Annotated in this window: 19 protein-coding genes, 1 tRNA gene and 1 other RNA gene; 15 read left to right on the forward strand and 6 right to left on the reverse strand. The window is 64.8% G+C overall.

Annotated features, from left to right (window positions below; all coding sequences use genetic code 11):
- Positions 1-266: 266 nt before the first annotated feature.
- Genes CKO23_RS12355 through CKO23_RS12365 form a run of 3 tightly spaced genes read right to left on the reverse strand, consistent with a single transcriptional unit; the run spans position 267 to position 6035 of the window.
- Entirely contained in the window at positions 267-1451 is a 1185-nt protein-coding gene (locus CKO23_RS12355) for a DesA family fatty acid desaturase (RefSeq protein ID WP_200331545.1), read from the reverse strand.
- A 50-nt stretch (positions 1452-1501) separates the two neighbouring features.
- Positions 1502-3553: a hydantoinase/oxoprolinase family protein gene (locus CKO23_RS12360; RefSeq protein WP_200331547.1), complete on the reverse strand. Its 2052-nt coding sequence runs from the start codon at positions 3551-3553 to the stop codon at positions 1502-1504.
- Between the two features lie 22 nt (positions 3554-3575).
- Entirely contained in the window at positions 3576-6035 is a 2460-nt protein-coding gene (locus tag CKO23_RS12365) for a penicillin acylase family protein (protein ID WP_200331549.1), read from the reverse strand.
- A 72-nt stretch (positions 6036-6107) separates the two neighbouring features.
- Here CKO23_RS12365 and hemF point away from each other — a divergent pair, with 72 nt between their 5' ends.
- The 3 genes from hemF (at position 6108) to CKO23_RS12380 (ending at position 9850) form a co-directional block, all read left to right on the forward strand.
- Positions 6108-7043, forward strand: a complete 936-nt coding sequence (hemF, locus tag CKO23_RS12370) for an oxygen-dependent coproporphyrinogen oxidase (RefSeq protein WP_200331551.1) — start codon at positions 6108-6110, stop codon at positions 7041-7043.
- 323 nt (positions 7044-7366) lie between these two features.
- Complete coding sequence (locus tag CKO23_RS12375) at positions 7367-8410, forward strand: TIGR00341 family protein (protein WP_200331553.1); 1044 nt, start codon at positions 7367-7369, stop codon at positions 8408-8410.
- Between the two features lie 270 nt (positions 8411-8680).
- On the forward strand, positions 8681-9850 hold the full coding sequence (locus tag CKO23_RS12380) for an acyltransferase family protein (protein ID WP_200331555.1): 1170 nt from the start codon (positions 8681-8683) through the stop codon (positions 9848-9850).
- A 48-nt stretch (positions 9851-9898) separates the two neighbouring features.
- Here CKO23_RS12380 and CKO23_RS12385 read toward each other — a convergent pair whose 3' ends face one another.
- Entirely contained in the window at positions 9899-10258 is a 360-nt protein-coding gene (locus CKO23_RS12385; protein WP_200331557.1) for a thioredoxin family protein, read from the reverse strand.
- A 148-nt stretch (positions 10259-10406) separates the two neighbouring features.
- On the opposite strand from CKO23_RS12385, the gene hemB reads away from it, so the two are divergent.
- The 4 genes from hemB to CKO23_RS12405 all read left to right on the forward strand — a co-directional run bounded on the left by hemB (position 10407) and on the right by CKO23_RS12405 (position 14165).
- Entirely contained in the window at positions 10407-11420 is a 1014-nt protein-coding gene (gene hemB, locus CKO23_RS12390) for a porphobilinogen synthase (RefSeq protein WP_200331559.1), read from the forward strand.
- 264 nt (positions 11421-11684) lie between these two features.
- Positions 11685-12506, forward strand: a complete 822-nt coding sequence (gene aroE / locus CKO23_RS12395; protein WP_200331561.1) for a shikimate dehydrogenase — start codon at positions 11685-11687, stop codon at positions 12504-12506.
- An 82-nt stretch (positions 12507-12588) separates the two neighbouring features.
- The gene (locus tag CKO23_RS12400; protein ID WP_200331563.1) at positions 12589-13467 is read left to right on the forward strand and encodes an NAD(P)-dependent oxidoreductase; all 879 of its coding nucleotides are present in this window, start codon (positions 12589-12591) and stop codon (positions 13465-13467) included.
- An 11-nt stretch (positions 13468-13478) separates the two neighbouring features.
- Positions 13479-14165, forward strand: coding sequence for a hypothetical protein (locus tag CKO23_RS12405; RefSeq protein ID WP_242482405.1), 687 nt, complete (start codon positions 13479-13481; stop codon positions 14163-14165).
- Positions 14166-14325: 160 nt separating this feature from the next.
- Here CKO23_RS12405 and ssrA read toward each other — a convergent pair.
- Together ssrA and smpB are read right to left on the reverse strand one after the other, a co-directional pair.
- Positions 14326-14684: a transfer-messenger RNA gene (gene ssrA / locus CKO23_RS12410) on the reverse strand.
- Between the two features lie 47 nt (positions 14685-14731).
- Positions 14732-15208 carry an SsrA-binding protein SmpB gene (smpB, locus tag CKO23_RS12415; protein ID WP_200331570.1) on the reverse strand — a complete coding sequence of 159 codons (477 nt, stop codon included), beginning with the start codon at positions 15206-15208 and terminating at the stop codon, positions 14732-14734.
- Between the two features lie 146 nt (positions 15209-15354).
- Here smpB and tpiA point away from each other — a divergent pair, with 146 nt between their 5' ends.
- The 8 genes from tpiA (at position 15355) to CKO23_RS12455 (ending at position 20323) form a co-directional block, all read left to right on the forward strand.
- Entirely contained in the window at positions 15355-16119 is a 765-nt protein-coding gene (gene tpiA / locus CKO23_RS12420) for a triose-phosphate isomerase (RefSeq protein ID WP_200331572.1), read from the forward strand.
- 22 nt (positions 16120-16141) lie between these two features.
- Entirely contained in the window at positions 16142-16657 is a 516-nt protein-coding gene (gene secG, locus CKO23_RS12425) for a preprotein translocase subunit SecG (protein ID WP_200331574.1), read from the forward strand.
- 79 nt (positions 16658-16736) lie between these two features.
- A tRNA-Leu gene (locus tag CKO23_RS12430) sits at positions 16737-16821 on the forward strand.
- A gap of 172 nt (positions 16822-16993) precedes the next feature.
- Entirely contained in the window at positions 16994-17350 is a 357-nt protein-coding gene (locus CKO23_RS12435) for an NADH-quinone oxidoreductase subunit A (protein ID WP_200331576.1), read from the forward strand.
- Positions 17341-17817, forward strand: coding sequence for a NuoB/complex I 20 kDa subunit family protein (locus tag CKO23_RS12440; protein ID WP_164454289.1), 477 nt, complete (start codon positions 17341-17343; stop codon positions 17815-17817). Before CKO23_RS12435 ends, CKO23_RS12440 begins: the two co-directional genes overlap by 10 nt.
- A gap of 16 nt (positions 17818-17833) precedes the next feature.
- A complete protein-coding gene (locus CKO23_RS12445; protein WP_200331578.1) occupies positions 17834-18547 on the forward strand; it encodes an NADH-quinone oxidoreductase subunit C in 714 nt (237 codons plus the stop codon).
- Positions 18540-19796: an NADH-quinone oxidoreductase subunit D gene (locus CKO23_RS12450; RefSeq protein WP_200331580.1), complete on the forward strand. Its 1257-nt coding sequence runs from the start codon at positions 18540-18542 to the stop codon at positions 19794-19796. Before CKO23_RS12445 ends, CKO23_RS12450 begins: the two co-directional genes overlap by 8 nt.
- Entirely contained in the window at positions 19796-20323 is a 528-nt protein-coding gene (locus CKO23_RS12455; protein ID WP_200331582.1) for an NADH-quinone oxidoreductase subunit NuoE family protein, read from the forward strand. Before CKO23_RS12450 ends, CKO23_RS12455 begins: the two co-directional genes overlap by 1 nt.
- Positions 20324-20326: the final 3 nt, after the last annotated feature.

Genomic DNA, 20326 nt, shown 5'->3' on the forward strand with positions numbered 1-20326 from the left:
TTCAGGGTCCAACGGGTGTGCGACATGTGTTGTGCAGCGAGCGCTCAATCGAGGAGCCGGATGCGGTAGTCCCGCACGTCCGGATCTGTGGGAGCCGCGGGTGCGTAAGCACCCGCGGCCACCCGGTACCGGTAGGGTGGACGAGCGAGAGCGAAGTCCACCGAATCCCGCGCCGTTGTTGGTGGACTGCGCTGCGCTTGTCCACCCTACCGAAGACGACTGGTCCGAAGGATGATCGACGTCGAGATCACGCGCCTCCTAAGCCGTCAGGAGGCGTGCGCGCCCTCTAATGAATAGCCGCGCAGATTGCGCGAGAAGTGCTCCAGCGCCTGAATGCCGGTGGCTTCCGCTTGCTGGCACCAGTCCTGGAGCATTATGAGGAGCGCCTCCTGCGTTGGTGCGCGGCGCTCCCAGACGTCCTGCAGCTGCTCTTTGAAGTGGTAGACGGTCGCCAGTGTCTGATGCTGGGCCAGCAGTTGCTCGACCTGCTGACGCGCGGCCGTATCGAGACGCCCCGCTTCCTTGGCGAGCAACCTCTGTGATCTGCGTACCAGGCGGCGGCAATGGCTGGCGTTACGGCACAGCTCGGCGCGTGCGACCGGGCGGATGACCTCTTTGCCGTAGCGCGCGATCACGTGCATGCGGCTGCGGATGACCGCGCTCAGGGTTTCCATGTCCAGCTGCTTGCCGGGGATGACCTTGGGCTTGGGCGCGACATGCCGAACCTGTGCGAGACCGACCAGGCTGAGCACGCGGATATAGAGCCAGCCGAGATCGAATTCCCACCATTTCGAAGACAGGCGGGCCGAGGTCGGGAAGGCGTGGTGGTTGTTGTGTAGCTCCTCGCCCCCGATCAGGATCCCCCAGGGCGAGAAATTGGCGGAGGCATCCGCCGACTCGAAGTTGCGGTAGCCCGCGTAGTGCCCGACGCCGTTGACCACGCCCGCGGCCCAGACGGGAATCCACAGCATCTGCACGGCCCAGATGACGATGCCGTAGACCCCGAACAGTAGCAGGTCGATCGCCAGCATCGCCCCGATGCCTTGCCAACGAAAGCGGCTGTAGAGATGACGCTCGATCCAATCCTGCGTCACACCCTTGCCGAAACGCTCCAGGGTGTCCGGGTCGCTCGCCGCCTCTCCATAGAGTTCGGCGCCCTCCGTGAGCACCTTGCGCAGGCCCAGGACCTGCGGGCTGTGCGGATCGAGCGGCGTCTCGCATCGGGCATGATGGCGGCGATGCACGGCGACCCATTCCCTGGTCACCATGCCCGTCGTCAGCCAGAGCCAGAAGCGGAAGACGTGGGCGACGATCGGGTGAAGATCCAGCGCGCGATGTGCCTGAGAGCGGTGCAGGTAGAGCGTGACCGCGGCGATGGTCACATGGGTCAGCGCCAGTGCGATCAGCACCGCCTGCCAAACGCCGATATCGAGGATGCCGTGGAGGGTCATTGGATCTCCGGGGGTTCGGATGAGAAGGAAGGAAGATCGCTGGACTCTGGCTATCTGGGGATCGGCGCATCTGACAGCGGATCACGCTCTTCAACATCGCGTCGATTGCCCGGTTTTCCAATCGCCGCCATACCCGACTCCGCCGATTTTCTCAAGACGAGATTGCCTACGCTGTCCAGGCGTGCCTTCCAGCCCGGTGCGAGCCAGGTCGTCGAGACGGCGTCCGCGACGATCGCCGCGCCTCCGATCTCCAGGCCTCCGGCCATCGCCGCCCGCGGCAGCACGCGCACGGGGGCGTCGCAGCCGTAGGCTGGCAGCGACCGCTCACCCGTGGCCCCCCGCGGCTCCACCACCTTGGGGAGCCGCGGCCTGGGCGCGGGTGCGCGGACCCGCACGCGCAGGCCGACGAGCTCGACCGGGAGATCGAGCCGATGCCCATAGGCCGCTTCATGGCGGGCGTGAAACGCCTGGATCGCGTCCTCGACCGAATGCCAGGGGAGGTTCAGGGCATGTGATTGGCCCAGATAGCGCAGATCCAGGGAGCACTCCACGCCGAGGTGCTCGGCAGACAGACCTTCGTCGATCAGTTCGGCGATAGCCTGGTTCGCAAGCGATTGCAGCGCGGATTCGACCTCCCTGTCGCCCAACTCGGCGAGGCGCCCAAGCCGTGTCTTCGTCAGGGTTCGACCCGATGGCGTGACCAGCATCCCGAGCGCCGAGAGCACCCCCGCGTGCACCGGCACCAGCGCCTCGCTCATCCCGAGCGCCTCGGCCAGGGCACACACGTGCAGTCCGCCGGCACCGCCGAAGGAGGTCAGGACGAAGTCGCGCGGATCCAGGCCGCGCTGGACCGAGATGACGCGCAAGGCACGCGCCATGTGCTCATTGGCGATGCGCAGGATGCCGAGCGCCGTTTCCTCGACCCCGAGCCCGAGCGACGCCGCCAGGCGCCCAACCGCGCGCCATGCCGCCCGCGGATCGAGCCGCATCCGCCCGCCCAGGAAGCCCTCCGGATCCAGCCGTCCCAAGACCAGATTCGCGTCCGTGACCGTTGGCTCGGTCCCGCCGCGGCCGTAGCAGGCCGGCCCCGGATGCGCCCCGGCGGACTCGGGTCCGACCAGCAGGATGCCGCCGGCATCGACGCGCGCGATCGAGCCGCCGCCCGCCCCGATGGTGTGCATGTCCACCATCGGCAAGGCGACGGGATAGCCCGCGATCCGACCGGATGTCGTCAAGCGCGGCGCGCCATCGATCAGGGCGACGTCGGTCGAGGTGCCGCCCATGTCGAAGCTCAGCAGGCGGCGGGCGGTGTCGTCAGCGCCCGCCGCAAAGGCCGCGCCCGCCAATCCGCCCGCTGGACCTGACAGCAAGAGCCGTGCGGCATGACGGGCCGTTTGCTCGGCCGCGACGGCCTCGCCGCTGCTCTGCATCACCGCGATCCGCGCACCGGGCAGACCGTCCGACAGCCGGTCGAGATAGCCCGCGACCACGGGGCCGACCCAGGCATTGATCCAGGTGGCGATGCCGCGCTCGTGCTCGCCGGTCAAGGGAAGCACCTCGGAGGAGCGGGAGACGAAGCGCCCGTCCGCGATCGCCTCGGCCAGGGCACGCTCCGCGCTGTCGTCCAGATAGGAGAAGAGGAGGTTGATCGCCACCGCCTCCGGCGCCAGGCGCTCGACGGCGGCTCTGAGCGCGACCAGATCCGCCTCGGTGAGCGGCTCGACCCAGGTTCCGTCCGCGGCCAGACGCCCGCCGGTCCCGATGCAGAGTTCGCGCGGCACGGGGGGCTGCCGCGGCGCTGGCTGCAGGTCGTAGAGGTCTGGCCGCGCCTGCCGCCCGATGGCGAGCAGGTCTTCGAAGCCGCGGTTGGTCACATAGAGGGTGCGCACCCCCTTGCCTTCGAGCACGGCGTTGGTCGCGACCGTGCTGCCGTGGACGACGCGCAGCCCCTTTGGATCCAAGCCCAGCTCCGCGATCCCCTGCAGGATCGCCCGCTCCGGCGCGTGCGGCGTGGACAGGACTTTGTGGACGTGCACCTCGCCGTCCCGCCAGAGAACGAAATCCGTGAAGGTGCCGCCGGTGTCGATACCGATGAGAATCATGGGGAGGTCGTCGCCGCTCGCGTTACTGGGTCGGTGTCAGAAGAAGCTGACCCATTGTCGCGTCGGCCGCGGGTCCGTTCCAGGGCCAGGCGTGGCCGCGAACGGCGAGCCAATCCTGGAGCTGGTCGCTGCGGTAGGGGGAAAAGCGATGGCCGGATTGGCCGAGCGGGAGCGTGCCCCGGGTTTGGCTCCAGTCCGCGGGCGTGGCGACCAGGCGCATGGAGGAGATGAAGAGACCGCGTTCCGGCTCCTGCGGCAAGGCATTGGTGACATTCACGGTGTCCGTGCTGCCGCCGACAGGCACGGGCCCCACGCTGAAGAGGGGGCCAAGCACCGGCAGACTGTCAAAGGCATGCGGGAAGGTCACGGAGCGCATCGCGCCCAGGGTCGGCAGCGCCGCTGGCTCAGAGCCCGTTGGCGAGGCGGTGAGAGCAGCGGCCGCGGCCTGGATGGCGCGCACCCAGATCTCCGCCGGTGCTTCGATCCTCGGGGTGCGGACGTCGTCCCAGAAGCTCGACTCACCCGTGCGCAGCGTCTCCTGGAGCGGGTTGTAATGAACGATGGCCAGGGACATGAGGGCCGGCAGATCGTCGCCCAGCTCGTCACCGTAGAGGGCATGGAACAGGGCCGGCTCCAGCATCTCGGCGAAGGCCGCGGACCGACTGTCAGGGGTCATGGCCCCGTCCCAGTCGCTCAGGTAGGTCGCGACCAGCTCCCAGGCGCCGACGTCGAGCGCACGGATCTCGGTCTCCGAGTCCAGCAGGGCGTCGCGCATCGCGCGGGCCTGCAGGCTGACGCGGTCGGCCTGGATGCTGGCCATCTCCTCGGTCGTGACTGTCGTCGTCTGCGCCAGCCGTTCGGCGATGCGCTGGGCGCGATAGGGCGAGTTCCAGGCGTTGCTGACCCGCACGGGATAGTCGGGCGCGGTCGAGCGGTTGTTGGCCGTGATGAGGATGCCGACGACTGGATTGGTGTAGGCGGGATTCAGCTCCTGCCCAAGGGTGCCCTGCCAGTCGTACGCCGCGAGCCAGCCCGGCGAGGGAAAGGCGCCCGTGCCCTTGCCGCGTTTCGGCAGCAATCCGGTCATCTGCCAGGCGATTCCGCCATCGCGGTGCGCCAGCATGAGGTTGGCGGCCACATGACGGAAGTCCAGGCCCGCGGCCCTGGCCTCGGCCAGCGTGCGCGCCTCGCAGAGCCGACGGACGGCGCGGAAGGAGAGATCCGGCAGATCATGGCTCTGGCGCAAGACCAAGAGGTCTTCCAGGCCGGGCTCGGGTAGATCCATCTGCGTCCCCGTGACCTTTCCGAGGATGTCGTTGAGGACGACGCCGTGGCGCGTGTGGCGGATGGCGATCCGCACAGGCGGTCCATCCTTGACCGGGATCTGTTCCCAACGGGTCTCGATGGGCGCGGGCGCGCCGCCGGCGCGCCGCACATGCGCGCCATCGTCCGTGGTCTGCTCGATGAAGATGTCCTGGGTGTCCGCGATCACCGAGGTGATGCCCCAGGCGAGCTCCTGGTTGTGACCGATCAGGACCAGTGGTACACCGGGCAGGGCGACGCCGGCGACATGCAGGCCGGGTGCAATCATCTCCAGCTCGTACCAGACGCCAGGCGTCGAGGCCGCCAGATGGGGGTCGTTCGCCAGCAGGGCGGCGCCCGAGGCGCTCTTGAGGCCGGACACCAGCCAGGCATTGCTCGCCGCGCCCTGGATCGGCAGGCCGAAGCGCGCGGGCAGCCCAAGCACCTGATCGAGACGCGGCAGATCCAGGCGCGCGATCCGGGCGGGATGGCGTTCCGCGAGGTAGCTCACCAGCTCGGACTCCACGGCGGGTGCCGGGATGCCCTCGTCGACCGGGAATAGCTCGCGCGCGAGCCTGGGGCCGATCCGCTCGGCGAATCGCAGGAAGGTCAGCTCGCCGCGCGCGTTGAACGACTGAGTCCAGGCCATATAGGCGCCGATCGCCAGGCTGTCCTCCGCCCGCCAGGGCGCCGGCTCCAGGCGCGCGATCAGATACTCGAGCGGCAGGCGTCCGCGCGCCTGCTCCAGATAGGCGTTGACGCCATTCGCATGGGCGTCCAGCAGTGCGCGATCGGCCGGCTCCAGGGCCTCCAGGCTGCGTCCTGCCTCGGCGGCGAGCCCCATGGTGCGAAAGAAGCGGTCCACCGGGAGCGCGCCCAGCCCGAACAGCTCGGCCAAGCGCCCCGCTGCCAGCCGACGCATCAGATCCATCTGCCAAAGGCGCTCGGATGCCACTACATAGCCTTGAGCGAAGAGCGCGTCCTGGAGGTTTTCGGCCTCGATGCTGGGGACTGCGTGGGGTCCGTAGCGCACGCTGACCGGGCTGGAGAGTCCTGGCAGCGCCAAGGTACCCTCATAGGCGGGCTCCGCGCGCTTGCCCAGCCAGTAGACGCCGCCGATTCCGGCGGCGAGGAGCAGGAGCAGGCTCGACAGTGCCCAGAGCAATACACGACGCAGCATGGCCTTATACACCGGATGACGGCTTCGCTAAGATCGGAGTCGCCATTGTCCCACCTGAGAGGAGTCAACGCGATGCCGACGCAACCCGATCCGCAGGCCGTCAAGGCGTATCTGATGGACCTGCAAGAGCGCATCACGGATGCGCTGCGTGCCACCGACGGCGGCGCCGGGTTCCGGCAGGACACCTGGGAGCGGCCGGGCGGCGGGGGCGGGCGTACACGCATCATGCAGGGCGGCATGGTCTTCGAGCGTTGCGGCATCAACTTCTCGCATGTACATGGGGACCAGCTCCCGCCATCCGCCAGCGCCCAACGGCCCGAGCTGGCGGGACGCCGCTTCGAGGCGATGGGCGTCTCCCTGGTATCGCACCCGCAGAACCCCTACGTGCCCTCGTCGCATCTCAATGTCCGTTTCTTCATGGCCGACAAGGAGGGCGCCGATCCGGTGTGGTGGTTCGGCGGCGGCTTCGACCTCACGCCCTATTACGGCTTCGAGGAAGACGTGCTGCATTGGCACCGTAACGCACGCGATGCCTGCGCACCCTTCGGCGCGGACCTCTATGCGCGCTTCAAGCGCGGCTGCGACGCCTATTTCTTCCTCAAGCACCGCAACGAACCCCGTGGTATCGGGGGGCTCTTCTTCGACGACTTCGACGAAGGCGGGTTCGACACGGCCTTCGCCTTTCTGCGCGGCGTCGGCGATCATTACCTGACCGGCTATCTGCCCATCGTCAATCGGCGCTGGGCCAAGACCTACGGCGATCGCGAGCGCGCCTTTCAAAAATCCCGACGGGGACGGTACGTGGAGTTCAATCTGGTCTACGACCGCGGGACGCTGTTCGGGCTGCAGTCCGGCGGTCGGACCGAGTCGATTCTTATGTCCATGCCGCCCGAGGTGAGCTGGCGCTATGACGACCATCCCGCGGCGGGCACGCCGGAGGCGGAACTCTATGAGCGCTTCCTGGTGGTGCGGGATTGGTTGGGCGAGGAAGGCGACGCGGCTGGTTAGGAGCTGTCCGTCTTCTACGTCCCGATTCGAAAGGCGGGAAGCGACGCAATTGATGGGCAGATCCTTAACGGGGCTTGGCCGTCGATGCCAATACCCTGCGGATCAGCGGCACGGTCAGGTTCGAGCGTCGAGCGGAGCCCTGAAATGGACCCTTCAACGGCCATTCGGCGTGTGGGATGCTGTGATGCCTCGGGACTGGGGCGGATCGGCTGTCCTTGAGGTCGTCCGGGTCACGGCTCCCCGCCTCAGCGGCGGGGGAATACCATCGTCTCGAAGTCCGTCGCGCGTTCGGCGCCTTCGCGGTTCAATCATGGGAATGCAGGATGAAATACGTCGAGGTCATCGCGAACGCGGGAAGCGCGGATACGATCGCTGAAGTGGCGGCGCGGGCCAAGGCCACGGATTTTCGGCTCGGCGTGGTCGGCGAGGATGGGATGCAGCAGATGCGCATGCTGGTCAGCGACAACCAAGTACAGCGGCTGCTCGACATCCTACAAACCGTGCTGGGGGCACAGCCGATGGCCCGGATCGTCGTCCTCGCGGTCGAGGTGTCCATCCCGCGGCCGGACGAGGGCGAGCGCAAGGCGGAGGACTCGGCGACAGCGGCGCGGGAGTCCCTCTACGAAGGCGTGGAGAAGAGCACCCGGCTCGATGGAAACTACTTCATTCTGGTCGTCCTCTCGACCGTCGTCGCGGCCATCGGGCTCATCGAGGACAACGTGGCGGTCGTGATCGGTGCCATGGTGATCGCACCCTTGCTGGGTCCGAATCTGGCGCTGAGCCTGGGGACCGCCCTCGGCGACATCGGTCTCATGAAGAAGGCCGTGTCGACGCTCGTCGTCGGCATCCTCATGGCGGTCGCGCTGTCGGCCCTGCTGGCCTACGTCTGGCCGAGCACCTTGATGAGCCACGAGGTCATGGCCCGCACAAATGCCGGGCTGGAATCCGTCGCGCTGGCGCTCGCCTCGGGCGCTGCGGCGGCGCTGTCGCTGACGACCGGACTGTCGAGCGTGCTGGTTGGCGTCATGGTCGCCGTGGCCCTGCTGCCGCCGGCGGCGGTGCTCGGTCTCATGCTGGGTGAGGGGCGGTTCGATCTCGCCGCGGGCGCCGGGCTCTTGCTCGCCGTCAATATCGTCTGCGTGAACCTGGCGAGCAAGATCGTCTTTGTCGCGAAGGGCATCAGCCCGCGCAAATGGCTTGAGAAAGAGAAGGCCAAGCGGGCGATGGTGATCTACGTCCTGGGCTGGGCGATCAGCCTGCTGGGCCTCGTGTTCGTGATCCTCGAGCGCGACGCGCTCATCCCGGCGAACCTGGACCAAGCCATCGAGCATCAGCTGGAGCAGTCGTTGGGCTCGGCCAAGGACTGACGCGGGCCGTCGGCCGTTGTGGTGCGCGCTTGCGGTCGGCGCGGATCCGGCTGCGTGGCCCCCGACCTCATTGGCGCAATGCGAGGGCACCCTCTACGCCGCCGGCTCCAGCGCGCGGGATCGCCCGCCAACGTGCCTTCCACACCGTCGAAAAGGCGCTCGAACCCGGTCCTTGAGGTCCGGCGGCGGCGATTGCTCGTCATGCTGTCCGACCTGAGCGACAATCGGCGCGCCTAGCCGTGAAGCCGAGCCGCTCGATCAGGAGTTTCGATGACCAGAGGCGCACAGAATCCCAGCCAGGTCGAGGAGCCATTCGTCCGTCTGGATTTCCTGGACGCATTGCGCGGCTTCGCGGCCTATTACGTGCTGGTCTACCACCTGGCGCTCATTCCCAATCCGCATCTGGCGGTGCCGGACTGGTTGGCGCTCTATGCCGGCAGCGGCGGCACTGGGGTCACCCTCTTCTTCGTGCTCAGCGCCTTCGCGCTGTCCTACTCGCTGGATGCCCGGCGCGGGGAGCCGAGTCTGACGCTGCATTTCTATCTCCGTCGCTTCTTCCGGATCGCGCCGCTCTTCTACGCCATGCTGCTGGCCTACTTCGTGCGCGATTGGCTCTTCTTCGAGACCGTCCACGGGCCGCGCGAGATCCTCATCAATGCCTCCATGCTCTTCAATCTGACCCCTGAGCATACCCTCGGCTATGTGTGGGCGAGTTGGACCATCGGCGTGGAGATCCTCTTCTACATCCTCTTTCCGCTGGTCCACCGCGCGATCCGCAACCTCGCGGACGCGGTGACGCTGTTTCTGATCTGCGTGCTGCTGTCGCAGGGCTGGATCTATCTCATCGACCACCAGGGCGCGACGCTCCTGGGTCTGACCGCCGAGCAGCTGACCATCGAGAGGAATCATGGCTTCCTGCGCCATCTGCCGGCCTTTCTCATGGGTGTCGTCTGCTATCGGCTCTACTTCGACTACCTGATCCGGCTGCGGGAGGACCAGAAACGGCGCTACGGGCGGCTGCTCCTGGTCTGCTTCGTCGTCCTCTACACGGCCCTGCTCACCGGACGCCTGGAGCCCTTGTTGTGGGATGTGCAGGTCTGGCAGGCCATCTGCTACGCCACGCTCATCCTCGGGCTCGGGCTGCGTCCCATGCGGACCCTGGTCAACCCCGCAACGGTGCGCCTGGGGAAGATCAGTTACTCGCTCTACCTCCTGCACCCGAGCCTGGTCTTCGCGCTGGCTCCGCTCTACTACTGGCTCTATGGCGTCATGCCGGGCACCTCGGCCGCCTTCTTGGCTGCCTATGGCATCACGGCCGCCATGCTCACCAGCCTCGCCTGGGTCAGCTATCGGCAGATCGAGCGCCGCGGGATCGGCTGGGGTGAGAGCGTCATCAGCCGACTTCAGGCACCAAGGCGCGCCGTCTCAGCGAACGCCTGATGCCGCGGCGCGGTGGCGCATGCGGGACGCCAACCGCGGGATCTGGTCTCAGCGCAGGTGCTCCTGCAGCCATTCATTGATCTGATAGCGGGAGCGTGCGCCGCTGAAGCGCCCGCGCTCTTCGCCGTGTTGGAAGAGGATCACGGTCGGGAAGCCGCGCACCTTGTAATGACCGGCCAGGCGCATGTTCTCGCCTTCGTCCACTTCCAGCTTGGCGAGCCGGATGCGGCCTGCCTGCTCCTCGATGACGCGCTTCAGATGCGGTGTCAGGGCATGGCAGGGGCCGCACCAATCGGCCCAGAAGTCGACGAGGACGGGATGGTCGTGCGAGGCGTCGATCACCTCGGCCTGAAAACGCTCGGTGTCAGTGTCGAAGACGTGCGGATCGGGGTGGGAAGTCTGTAGCATGTGAGGGTCCGGACGTGGAAACATGACCGGATCTTAGCCCGAAAACGCGCTTCGACTGGAGCACGCGCGACGGCTGAGCTATTTTAGACGGTTTGAAGCGCCGGGATGGTCCCGGACGCGCCGGATCCACTCCGAGGCCCCTCGACCCATGGCTGACCTTGATACGCCCCGCTCTCCCTATCCGCTGACCCGCATGCGTCGGATGCGCCGCGATGACTTCTCGCGCCGCATGATGCGCGAGACGACGCTGACCCCGGACGACCTCATCTACCCGGTCTTCGTGCTGGAAGGCTCGGGACAGCGTGAAGCGGTGGCGTCCATGCCCGGGGTCGAGCGTCTGAGTATCGATCTGCTTGTGGAAGATGCGCGCGAGGTCCGGCGTCTGGGTATTCCCGCCATGGCGCTCTTCCCCGTCACGCCGCTGTCGGCCAAGTCGCTCGATGCCGCCGAGGCCTTCAACCCGGATGGGCTTGCCCAGCGCGCCGTGCGCGCGCTCAAGGAGGCGGTGCCCGAGCTCGGCATCATGACCGACGTGGCCCTGGACCCCTTCACCACGCATGGTCAGGACGGGCTCATCGACGCGGCCGGCTACGTGATGAACGATGCCACGGTGGAAGTGCTGGTTCGCCAAGCCCTGTCCCACGCCGAGGCGGGCGCCGACATCGTCGCCCCATCGGACATGATGGACGGGCGCATCGGCGCCGTGCGCACCGCGCTCGAGGCCGCCGGCCACATCCACACCCGCATCCTGGCCTACTCGGCCAAGTACGCCTCCAGCTACTACGGTCCCTTCCGCGACGCCGTTGGCTCGGCGGCCAACCTCGGCGGCGGCAACAAGTACACCTACCAGATGGATCCGGCCAATTCCGACGAAGCCATCCACGAGGTCGCGCTGGATCTGGAGGAAGGCGCGGACATGGTCATGGTCAAGCCCGGCATGCCCTATCTGGACATCGTCCGCCGCATCAAGGATCAGTTCGGCGCGCCCACCTTCGTCTATCACGTCAGCGGCGAGTACGCCATGCTCAAGGCCGCGAGCCAGAACGGTTGGCTGGACGAAAAGGCCGTGGTGCTGGAGGCCATGCTCTCGATGAAACGTGCCGGTGCCGACGGCATCCTGACCTATTACGCCAAGGACATCGCCCGCTGGCTGGGAGAGTAAACATCGCGCGGCAAGGGATTGCCGCACCTTCCGATCAGTTGTCAGTTGTCAGTTGTCAGTTGTCAGCGACGCGCGTGCCCTGGTTTGGGATGCGGCGGCCTTCCTGCGAGAAAGAAAAGGGCAAGGCGTTGGTGCGGCGATCGATTTCGGCCGACTGCCGAACGGCAACTGACGCTCGAGATCCGACACCTGACACCTGACACCTGACACCTGACACCTGACACCTGACACCTGACACCTGACACCTGACACCTGACACCTGACATGCCCGATCGCTATGCCGTCATCGGCAACCCCATCGCCCACAGCAAGTCTCCGGCAATCCACGCGGAGTTCGCGCGCCAGACGGGGCAGGCTCTGGAATACGGCCGCATCCTCGGCAATCCGGAGGATTTCGCGGGAGATGTGAGGCGTTTCATCGCCGACGGCGGGCTCGGCCTCAATATCACCGTGCCCTTCAAGGAGCAGGCTTGGGAGCTGGCCGACGAACGCAGCCAGCGGGCCGAGATCGCGGGGGCCGTGAACACCTTGATCCGACTCGAGGACGGGCGGTTGCGGGGTGACAACACCGACGGCGTCGGTCTGGTGCGCGACCTGCGCCAGAACCATGGTTTCGAATTCGCCGGCACCCGCGTCCTCTTGCTCGGCGCGGGCGGCGCGACGCGCGGCGTCCTCCTTCCTCTGCTTGAGACTGGTCTGAGGCAGCTCGTCATCGCCAATCGCACGGCCTCCAAGGCCCTCGCGCTCGCCGCGCTCGGCGCCCCGCTCGGTCCGCTGACCGGATGCGGTCTGGACGCGCTTGCGGGCGAGCGTTTCGACCTCATCATCAATGCGACCTCGGCGGGCCTCGCCAATGCCGTGCCCAGCATCCCGGACGACTGTCTGTCGGAGCGAGGCTGGACCTACGACATGCTCTACGGCGACGCGCCGACCGCCTTTTGCCGCTGGGGCCAAGATCGCGGTGCCGCGCGTGCCCTGGACGGGCTGGGGATGCTGGTCGAGCAGGCGGCCGAGTCCTTCTGGCTGTGGCGCGGCGTTCGACCCGAGACCTCAACCGTCATCAAACAACGGCGTGGTCTGAGCTAACATAGGGGTCGAAACCGATCGACCTGGCCATGTCAGGTGCTCGGTCGGCCGACCTTCCATGACAGACTCCGGAGTCGAAGCGATGAAGACCACCGTACTGGGCTTGGGACTGATGGGCTCGGAGATCGCCTTGCGCCTGAAGCGGCAGGGGCGGGACGTCGTCTGCTGGAATCGGAGCGCGGAGCGCTCCGAAGCCGCCCGCGCGCGAGGATTGACTGTGCGCTCCACCGCCGCGGAGGCCATCTCCGAGTCCGAGATGACGCTCCTGCTCCTGAGCGATGCCGCCGCGATTCAGGCGACGCTGTTCGAGAGCGGGGAGGCGGATGCCTTGGGCGGGCGCATCCTGGTGCAGATGGGCACCATCGCCCCGCGTGAGAGTCGGGAGATCGCCGGACGCGTTGCCGCACAGGGCGGCGAATACCTGGAGGCCCCGGTGCTTGGCAGTCTGCCCGAAGCCCGCGAGGGGCGCCTCATCCTCATGGCCGGTGGCGACCCGGACCTGTTCGAACGCTGCCTTCCCGTCTTCAAGGACCTCAGTCGCGATCCTCAGCGGATCGGCGCGATCGGTCAGGGTGCGGCCATGAAGCTGGCGATGAATCAGCTCATCGCGGGTCTCACCTCCACCTTCGCGCTCAGCCTTGGGTTGGTGCGTCGCGAGGAGATCGACGTCGAGCAGTTCATGGCCCTGCTGCGTGGCAGCGCCCTCTACGCTAAGACCTTCGACAAGAAACTCGACAACTACCTGAATCATGGATACGGAGCGGCCAACTTCCCGCTCAAGCACCTGCTCAAGGACGTCCGCTTGTTCAAGCGGGTTGCCGAGGAGAATTTCCTCGACACCAGTCTCCTCGATGCAGTCGAGGGGCGATGCCGCGAGGCCGAGGCACTGGGATTCGCGGATGCGGACTACTCGGCGCTCTACGAGGCATTCTGTCCGAACCCCACGCCCCCGTCCTCTTGAGGTCCGCCACGATGCTGGAACTCCCTTTCACGCACAAGCCCGGTCGGCGCGAGCGACACCTGAAGCGCCGCCATGGCAATCCGCTCTTCGCCTGGCCGCCGGAGTCGGTCGCGCCGGAAGCCCTCCTGGAGGCGCAGCGTGCCGACCACGAGGCGATGGAGGCTTTCGATGAGCGCTTTCGCGGACTGGTTCAGCGCGCGGTCGAGCTCCCTCCCAACGCAGGCAGCGACGAAATCCTTGCCCTCAAGGAGGATCTGGAGCGGCACTACGAGCAAACCTTCGGTCTTCCCGAGGATCATGCCCAGGAGCGCCAGGCCATCGGCAAGCTGATCGGCCTCATCATGAAGGCCGTTCGGCTCGCCGCCGGCGAGGATCCGCTCGCCCGCCGCGAGCTGGCGGACGAGGAGGAGGCCCGCGCCATCCATCTTCGGCTGATCGAACAGCCGCTCGTCGCCGACCTGCTATCCCCGGAGTTACCCATCGGCCCCGAGGAACTGACGCCGGTCCTCCTGAGCGCATCAGTGACCGAGGTCGAGGCGGCGCTCGAACTCTTCGATGCGGATCAAATGACCCAGATTGCCAAGGAGGGCGCCTGTCTCGTCGATGATCGCGCGTCCAAGGGTGCGGACATGACCCAGGCGCTGGATCGGCTTGCATTGATTTTGATGCGCCTGAGATCCCACGACCAGTCGCACTGAGATGCCGGGCCGAATGAAGTCGGGAGTGTGACGCTAGGCCGCCATGGAGGCGAAGAACCGAGATCCCATGGTCCTCTGACAGCTTTCCGGAAAACGGCAATAAAAAAACCCGCACTTAGGCGGGTTTTCTGTCGTTCTTGGATGTCGCTGGGAGGGTGTTTGGTGGAGGCGGCGGGAATCGAACCCGCGTCCGCAAGCCCTCTGCCATTGGTCCTACATGCTTAGCCCGTTCTATTGTTTTTAGCCTTCCGCCGCCCGAAGGGCAGGGCGATCAGTCGGCGATTCCGAATTAGGTTTTAGCAGATCAGGTCCGGACTCCCGTCACCGCGATCCCATGTGATTTTACCCCTGGAACCCGTCGCCCATAGGCAAGTGACGGTCAGAGGCCCGCTGGGTTAAGCAGCGAGAGCGTAGTTGTCGTCGTTGGCAACTATAAGTTTGCGGATGGATTTACGAGGTAGCCCGCACCTCGGCATGCACCTCAGGTTTCGTGACCCACGTCGAAGCCATGTCGCCCCCAGGTAAGCGATTAGTCACTATAGGTGAGCTTTGGTTCCCCGGCAAGCTCAGCCGGTCTTGAAGATGCGCTCTTTTTCGCGCTGCCAGTCGCGGTCTTTTTCGCTGGCCCGCTTGTCGTGCTGCTTCTTGCCCTTGGCAAGTCCGATCTCGAGCTTGGCCCGGCCGCGTTTCCAGTACATGGCGGTCGGGATCAGGGTGTAGCCCGCACGCTCCGTCAGGCCGATCAGGCGGCTCAGTTCGGGGCGCTTGAGCAGCAGCTTGCGCGTGCGTGTCGGGTCAGGGTTGACGTGTGTCGATGCGCTTTGTAGCGCGGAGATGTGCGCGCCGATGAGGAATGCCTCGGCATGCAGGATCTTGACATAGCTCTCCTTGAGCTGAATGCGCCCGGCGCGTAGGCTCTTGACCTCCCAGCCCTCCAAGGCCAGTCCGGCCTCGATCCGTTGCTCGATGAAATAGTCGTGCCCCGCCTTCTTGTTGAGGGCGATGGTCGAACCGCTGTCGGATTTCTTGCTGCTTTTGGCCATGCGGGCAGTTTAGCGGAAAGCTGAGATCGGCGTTAAGTGGGCGCAGTGGAGCTTGTGATGCGGGCGCTGATCGTTGGAAACGCTTTGCCACTTGAAATCCGTCCAGAAACGGCTATGATGCGCCGCTCACCTCAAGGAGTACCGTCATGCGCCAGCCTCTCATTGCAGGAAACTGGAAAATGAACGGCACCAGATCCGGCGCTGAAGCGCTGATCAAAGGTGTTCTCGAAGGTGCGAGCCTCGTCGGTCGCGCGGAAGTTGCTGTGTGCCCGCCCTTCGTCTTCCTCGACGCCGCTGAGCGTCTGCTTGCTGGCAGCCCTGTTCGGCTCGGCGCGCAGAACGTTTGCACCGAGGAAGGCGGCGCTTACACGGGTGAGGTGGCTGCCGCGATGCTCGCTGAGTTCGGTTGTCGCTACGTCATCTGTGGTCACTCAGAGCGGCGTGAGTACTACGGCGAGACCGATGAGATCGTAGCAAAGAAGTTGGCGGTCACGATCGCGCACGGCATGACCCCGATTCTTTGTGTCGGTGAAACGCTCCAGCAGCGCGAGCAGGGCGAGATGGAAAGCGTGATCGCCGGGCAAGTCGATGCCATCATGGATCGGAATGGTGTGGCCTCATTCGCTCAGCTCGAGATTGCCTACGAGCCGGTCTGGGCGATCGGGACGGGTAGGACCGCGACGCCCGAGCAGGCGCAAGAAGTCCATGACTTCATTCGGCGTCGGATTGCGGGTCAGGATCCTGCGATTGCGGCGAAGGTTCGAATTCTTTACGGCGGCAGCATGAAGGCCGGTAACGCCCGCGATCTATTGTCGCAGGCAGATATCGACGGCGGTTTGATCGGCGGAGCTTCGCTGGCTGCTGATGATTTTTTGGCGATCTGTCAAGCTGGGGATGCTGTTGCGGGCTGATTGCTCAGTCTGTGAGTGACATATGCAAACAATTCTGACAGTTCTCCAAGTCTTTCTCTCCCTAGGCCTTATTGGTCTGGTGCTGATTCAGCATGGGAAAGGCGCGGATGCTGGCGCGGCCTTCGGGAGCGGCGCCTCATCGACAGTATTCGGTGCACAGGGTTCGGGCTCGTTTTTGACGCGCTTGACTGCTATCATGGCGGCCCTGTTTTTCCTGACCAGCATGGGGTTGGCCTACTTTGCCACGCAAGGTGTCGAGCCATCCGGGTTGATGGATAAGGTGGGTGATACGGCAATCATCCCTGCCATGCCGGAGACCCCCGTGCAGCCGCCCGCTCCGGCGCCGGCGACTGATGTGCCTGCGTTACCTGGCGCTCCGAATGTGAGCGGGGATTCAGTTGGGTCGGACGTGCCGCCTGCACCTGTTACCGAAACGCCAGCGGTCGATGCCGTCGATCAGCCTCCTGTCGATGCGGGTGTGATCCCCGCGCCAGGTGTGTCGACGCCGAGCGAGCAGCAAGGTGCGGACGCGAACTGAACGTGAAGAAGATTGCGTGAGTTCAATTGCGAGAGATCGGCCAATTCCTCAAAATGGCCAATGATGTAAAAAGTTATAAGCCGACGTGGTGAAATTGGTAGACACGCTATCTTGAGGGGGTAGTGGCGAAAGCCGTGCCAGTTCGAGTCTGGCCGTCGGCACCATCAGCAAACGGCATGCCATTAAAGTGGCATGCCGTTTTTTTTGCTTGGGTGTTTATCTAAATCACTGAAAAGTCTAATAGTTTGGATTGCTGATTGGGTTGACACCGCGGCGAAGGCTGCACTAGACTCCTAGTTCGGTTGCTTATATTAGAAAAATGATAGAGAGGGGACTGTGCTAGACAGCTATCTGCCAATCCTGATTTTTGTCCTCGTCGGGATATTGGTGGGGGTTGGTCCGCTTGCGATCGGTTATTTTCTCGGACCCCGCCGGCCATATGGTGAAAAAGACTCTCCCTATGAGTGTGGCTTTGAGGCGTTCGAAACGGCGCGTCTGAAGTTCGACGTCCGTTATTACCTGGTTGCAATTCTGTTCATTGTCTTCGATCTGGAGATCGCATTCCTCTTCCCCTGGGCCGTGGTGCTCGAGGAGCTCGGGATCGTCGCCTTCTGGGCCATGGTCGTCTTCCTCGGTATCCTGGTCGTTGGCTTTGTCTACGAGTGGAAGAAAGGGGCTCTGGAATGGGAATAGAAGGTCTTCTCGAAGAGGGCTTCGTCACCACCTCGGCTGATAAGCTCATCAACTGGGCCCGCACAGGCTCACTGTGGCCGATGACCTTCGGTCTCGCCTGCTGCGCGGTCGAGATGATGCACGCGGGTGCCGCGCGCTACGACCTCGATCGATTCGGCATCATCTTCCGGCCAAGCCCGCGCCAATCGGACGTGATGATCGTCGCCGGCACGCTGGTGAATAAGATGGCGCCGGCACTTCGGAAGGTGTATGACCAAATGGCCGAGCCGCGCTGGGTGATCTCCATGGGCTCCTGCGCGAATGGCGGCGGCTACTATCACTATTCCTACTCCGTCGTGCGTGGCTGTGACCGGATCGTGCCCGTGGATATCTATGTCCCTGGCTGTCCGCCAACCGCGGAGGCGCTGCTCTACGGCATTCTGCAGCTTCAGAGCAAGATTCGCCGCACCAATACTATCGCCCGCTGAGCCATACCCTGAGAACATGGTTAAACATTCCCTGACCCGCAACGCCAGGCTGGACGCGCTCGCCGCTGCGATCCGTGAACGATTCGCGGAGCAGGGGTGCGAACTGGTCGACGAGCACGGCGAGCTGACACTCATCGTCCCTGTGAATCAACTCCTCGACGTCTGCTGGATCCTGCGCGATCACGCGGATTTCCGCTTCGAGCAGCTGATCGATCTCTGCGGGGTGGACTATGCCGCCTACGGCCAATCCGAGTGGGAGACCGAAGAGGCGTCTTTCACCGGCTTCGGTCGGGGCGTGGATCGTGACCTGGACGTGGTGACCGATGATCCGAAGCGCTTTGCGGTCGCGGTACATCTGCTGTCGCTCGCCCACAATCGCCGTTTGCGTCTGCGTGTCTACGTTGGCGGCAATCAGCCGATGGTCGATTCGCTCATCCCGGTGTGGGCCGCGGCGAATTGGTTCGAGCGCGAGGCCTTCGACCTCTACGGTATCCTCTTCCGAGGGCATCCGGATCTGCGCCGCATCCTCACCGACTATGGCTTTGTGGGACACCCCTTCCGCAAGGACTTCCCGGTCAGCGGACAGGTCGAGATGCGTTACGACCCCGAGCAAAAGCGCGTCGTTTACGAGCCCGTCTCCATTGAACCCCGCGTGCTGGTGCCGCGCGTGATCCGTCAGGACAGCCGCTACGTCGGCGATGGCGTGAAAAAGGAGGCCGGCGATGCCTGAGATCCGTAACTACACCCTGAATTTTGGTCCTCAGCACCCGTCGGCCCACGGCGTTCTGCGCCTGGTGCTCGAACTCGACGGAGAGGTGATCGAGCGGGCCGATCCCCATATCGGTCTGCTGCACCGGGCAACCGAGAAGCTGGCCGAGTACAAGCCGTTCAATCAGAGTATCGGCTACATGGACCGGCTGGACTATGTCTCCATGATGTGCAACGAGCACGGCTATGTGCGCGCCATCGAGAAGCTGCTCGGTGTCGAGGCGCCGGAGCGAGCCCAGTACATCCGCACCATGTTCGACGAGATTACGCGGATCCTGAACCACCTCATGTGGCTCGGTGCGCACGCGCTCGATATTGGTGCCATGAGCGTTTTCCTCTACTGCTTCCGCGAGCGCGAAGATCTGATGGACTGCTACGAGGCGGTCTCCGGCGCGCGCTTGCATGCCACCTATTATCGGCCTGGCGGTGTCCATCGCGACCTCCCGGACCGGATGCCGCAATACGCGGGAAAGTCCAAGTGGCACTCCAAGCGCGCGATCGCCAAGCGTAATGACGCCCGTGGTGGCTCATTGCTCGATTTCATCGAGGACTTCACCAACCGCTTCCCGATGCACGTCGACGAGTACGAGACCCTGCTGACCGACAACCGTATCTGGAAGCAGCGCACGGTCGACATCGGCGTGGTTTCGCCCGAGCGTGCCATGCAGCTCGGCTTCACTGGCCCCATGCTGCGCGGTTCGGGCGTCGAGTGGGATCTGCGTAAGAAGCAGCCTTATGCCGCCTACCACAAGGTGGACTTCGACATCCCGGTCGGCGTGAATGGCGACTGCTACGACCGCTATCTCGTGCGCATGGAGGAGATGCGTCAGTCCAATCGCATCATCAGACAATGCGTCGATTGGCTGCGGACGCATCCGGGCCCCGTATCCATTGAGGATCACAAGGTCGTGCCGCCCAGCCGCGCGGCCATGAAGGAGGATATGGAAGCCCTCATCCATCACTTTAAGCTCTTTACCGAGGGCTATTGTCCGCCGCCCGGCGAGGTCTATGCCGCCGTCGAGGCGCCCAAGGGAGAGTTCGGCTGTTACATCGTCTCGGATGGTGCCAACAAGCCGTATCGTTTGAAGGTTCGCGCCCCAGGCTTTCCGCATCTGGCCGCGCTTGACGAGATGTCCAGGGGCCACATGCTGGCCGATGTCGTCGCGATCATCGGGACACTGGATATCGTGTTCGGGGAGATCGATCGCTGATGAGCTTCCGTAACCTACCCCTCGCTGTCGATCACGAGCGCGATCAGTCGTCCCTCTTCACCGCGGAGATCCGCGCCGAGATCGACACCCATGTCGCCAAGTATCCGCCGGAGTGGCGACAGTCCGCCGTGATGCCCGCGCTCAGTCTCCTCCAGGACGCCAACGGCGGCTGGTTGACGCAGGCGTTGATGGACGACCTGGCCGCCTACTTGAATATGCCGCCAATGTCGGTCTACGAGGTCGCCACCTTTTACGGCATGTACGATCTGGAGCCGCAGGGTCGGCACAAGGTCTGCGTCTGCAACAGCATTTCCTGCATGCTGCAGGGCTCCGAAGCGCTCATCGAGCACGTCGAGCACAAGTATGGCGTGAAACCGGGCGAGACCACCGCCGACGGGCGTTTCACCTTCAAGGAAGTCGAGTGCCTGGGCGCTTGCCGTGACGCTCCGGCCGTGCTGTTGGACAAGCGCTATCACGAGAACCTGTCCCCGGATGCGCTGGACAAGCTGATCGACGACTTGGAGTGAGCG

It is taken from the genome of Thiocystis violacea, assembly GCF_016583565.1.
In the GTDB taxonomy this organism is placed as follows: Bacteria; Pseudomonadota; Gammaproteobacteria; order Chromatiales; family Chromatiaceae; genus Thiorhodococcus; species Thiorhodococcus violaceus_A.

Bases quoted from the DNA above. Each gene is read 5' to 3' on its own strand.
- CKO23_RS12450 (WP_200331580.1), top strand. From the start codon at position 18,540: ATGCCTGAGATCCGTAACTACACCCTGAATTTTGGTCCTCAGCACCCG.
- smpB (WP_200331570.1), bottom strand. From the start codon at position 15,208: ATGGCCAAAAGCAGCAAGAAATCCGACAGCGGTTCGACCATCGCCCTC.
- hemF (WP_200331551.1), top strand. From the start codon at position 6,108: ATGCCGACGCAACCCGATCCGCAGGCCGTCAAGGCGTATCTGATGGAC.
- CKO23_RS12380 (WP_200331555.1), top strand. From the start codon at position 8,681: ATGACCAGAGGCGCACAGAATCCCAGCCAGGTCGAGGAGCCATTCGTC.
- CKO23_RS12365 (WP_200331549.1), bottom strand. From the start codon at position 6,035: ATGCTGCGTCGTGTATTGCTCTGGGCACTGTCGAGCCTGCTCCTGCTC.
- aroE (WP_200331561.1), top strand. From the start codon at position 11,685: ATGCCCGATCGCTATGCCGTCATCGGCAACCCCATCGCCCACAGCAAG.
- CKO23_RS12400 (WP_200331563.1), top strand. From the start codon at position 12,589: ATGAAGACCACCGTACTGGGCTTGGGACTGATGGGCTCGGAGATCGCC.
- CKO23_RS12360 (WP_200331547.1), bottom strand. From the start codon at position 3,553: ATGATTCTCATCGGTATCGACACCGGCGGCACCTTCACGGATTTCGTT.
- CKO23_RS12375 (WP_200331553.1), top strand. From the start codon at position 7,367: ATGAAATACGTCGAGGTCATCGCGAACGCGGGAAGCGCGGATACGATC.
- secG (WP_200331574.1), top strand. From the start codon at position 16,142: ATGCAAACAATTCTGACAGTTCTCCAAGTCTTTCTCTCCCTAGGCCTT.
- CKO23_RS12355 (WP_200331545.1), bottom strand. From the start codon at position 1,451: ATGACCCTCCACGGCATCCTCGATATCGGCGTTTGGCAGGCGGTGCTG.
- CKO23_RS12440 (WP_164454289.1), top strand. From the start codon at position 17,341: ATGGGAATAGAAGGTCTTCTCGAAGAGGGCTTCGTCACCACCTCGGCT.
- CKO23_RS12455 (WP_200331582.1), top strand. From the start codon at position 19,796: ATGAGCTTCCGTAACCTACCCCTCGCTGTCGATCACGAGCGCGATCAG.
- tpiA (WP_200331572.1), top strand. From the start codon at position 15,355: ATGCGCCAGCCTCTCATTGCAGGAAACTGGAAAATGAACGGCACCAGA.
- CKO23_RS12405 (WP_242482405.1), top strand. From the start codon at position 13,479: ATGCTGGAACTCCCTTTCACGCACAAGCCCGGTCGGCGCGAGCGACAC.
- hemB (WP_200331559.1), top strand. From the start codon at position 10,407: ATGGCTGACCTTGATACGCCCCGCTCTCCCTATCCGCTGACCCGCATG.
- CKO23_RS12385 (WP_200331557.1), bottom strand. From the start codon at position 10,258: ATGCTACAGACTTCCCACCCCGATCCGCACGTCTTCGACACTGACACC.
- CKO23_RS12445 (WP_200331578.1), top strand. From the start codon at position 17,834: ATGGTTAAACATTCCCTGACCCGCAACGCCAGGCTGGACGCGCTCGCC.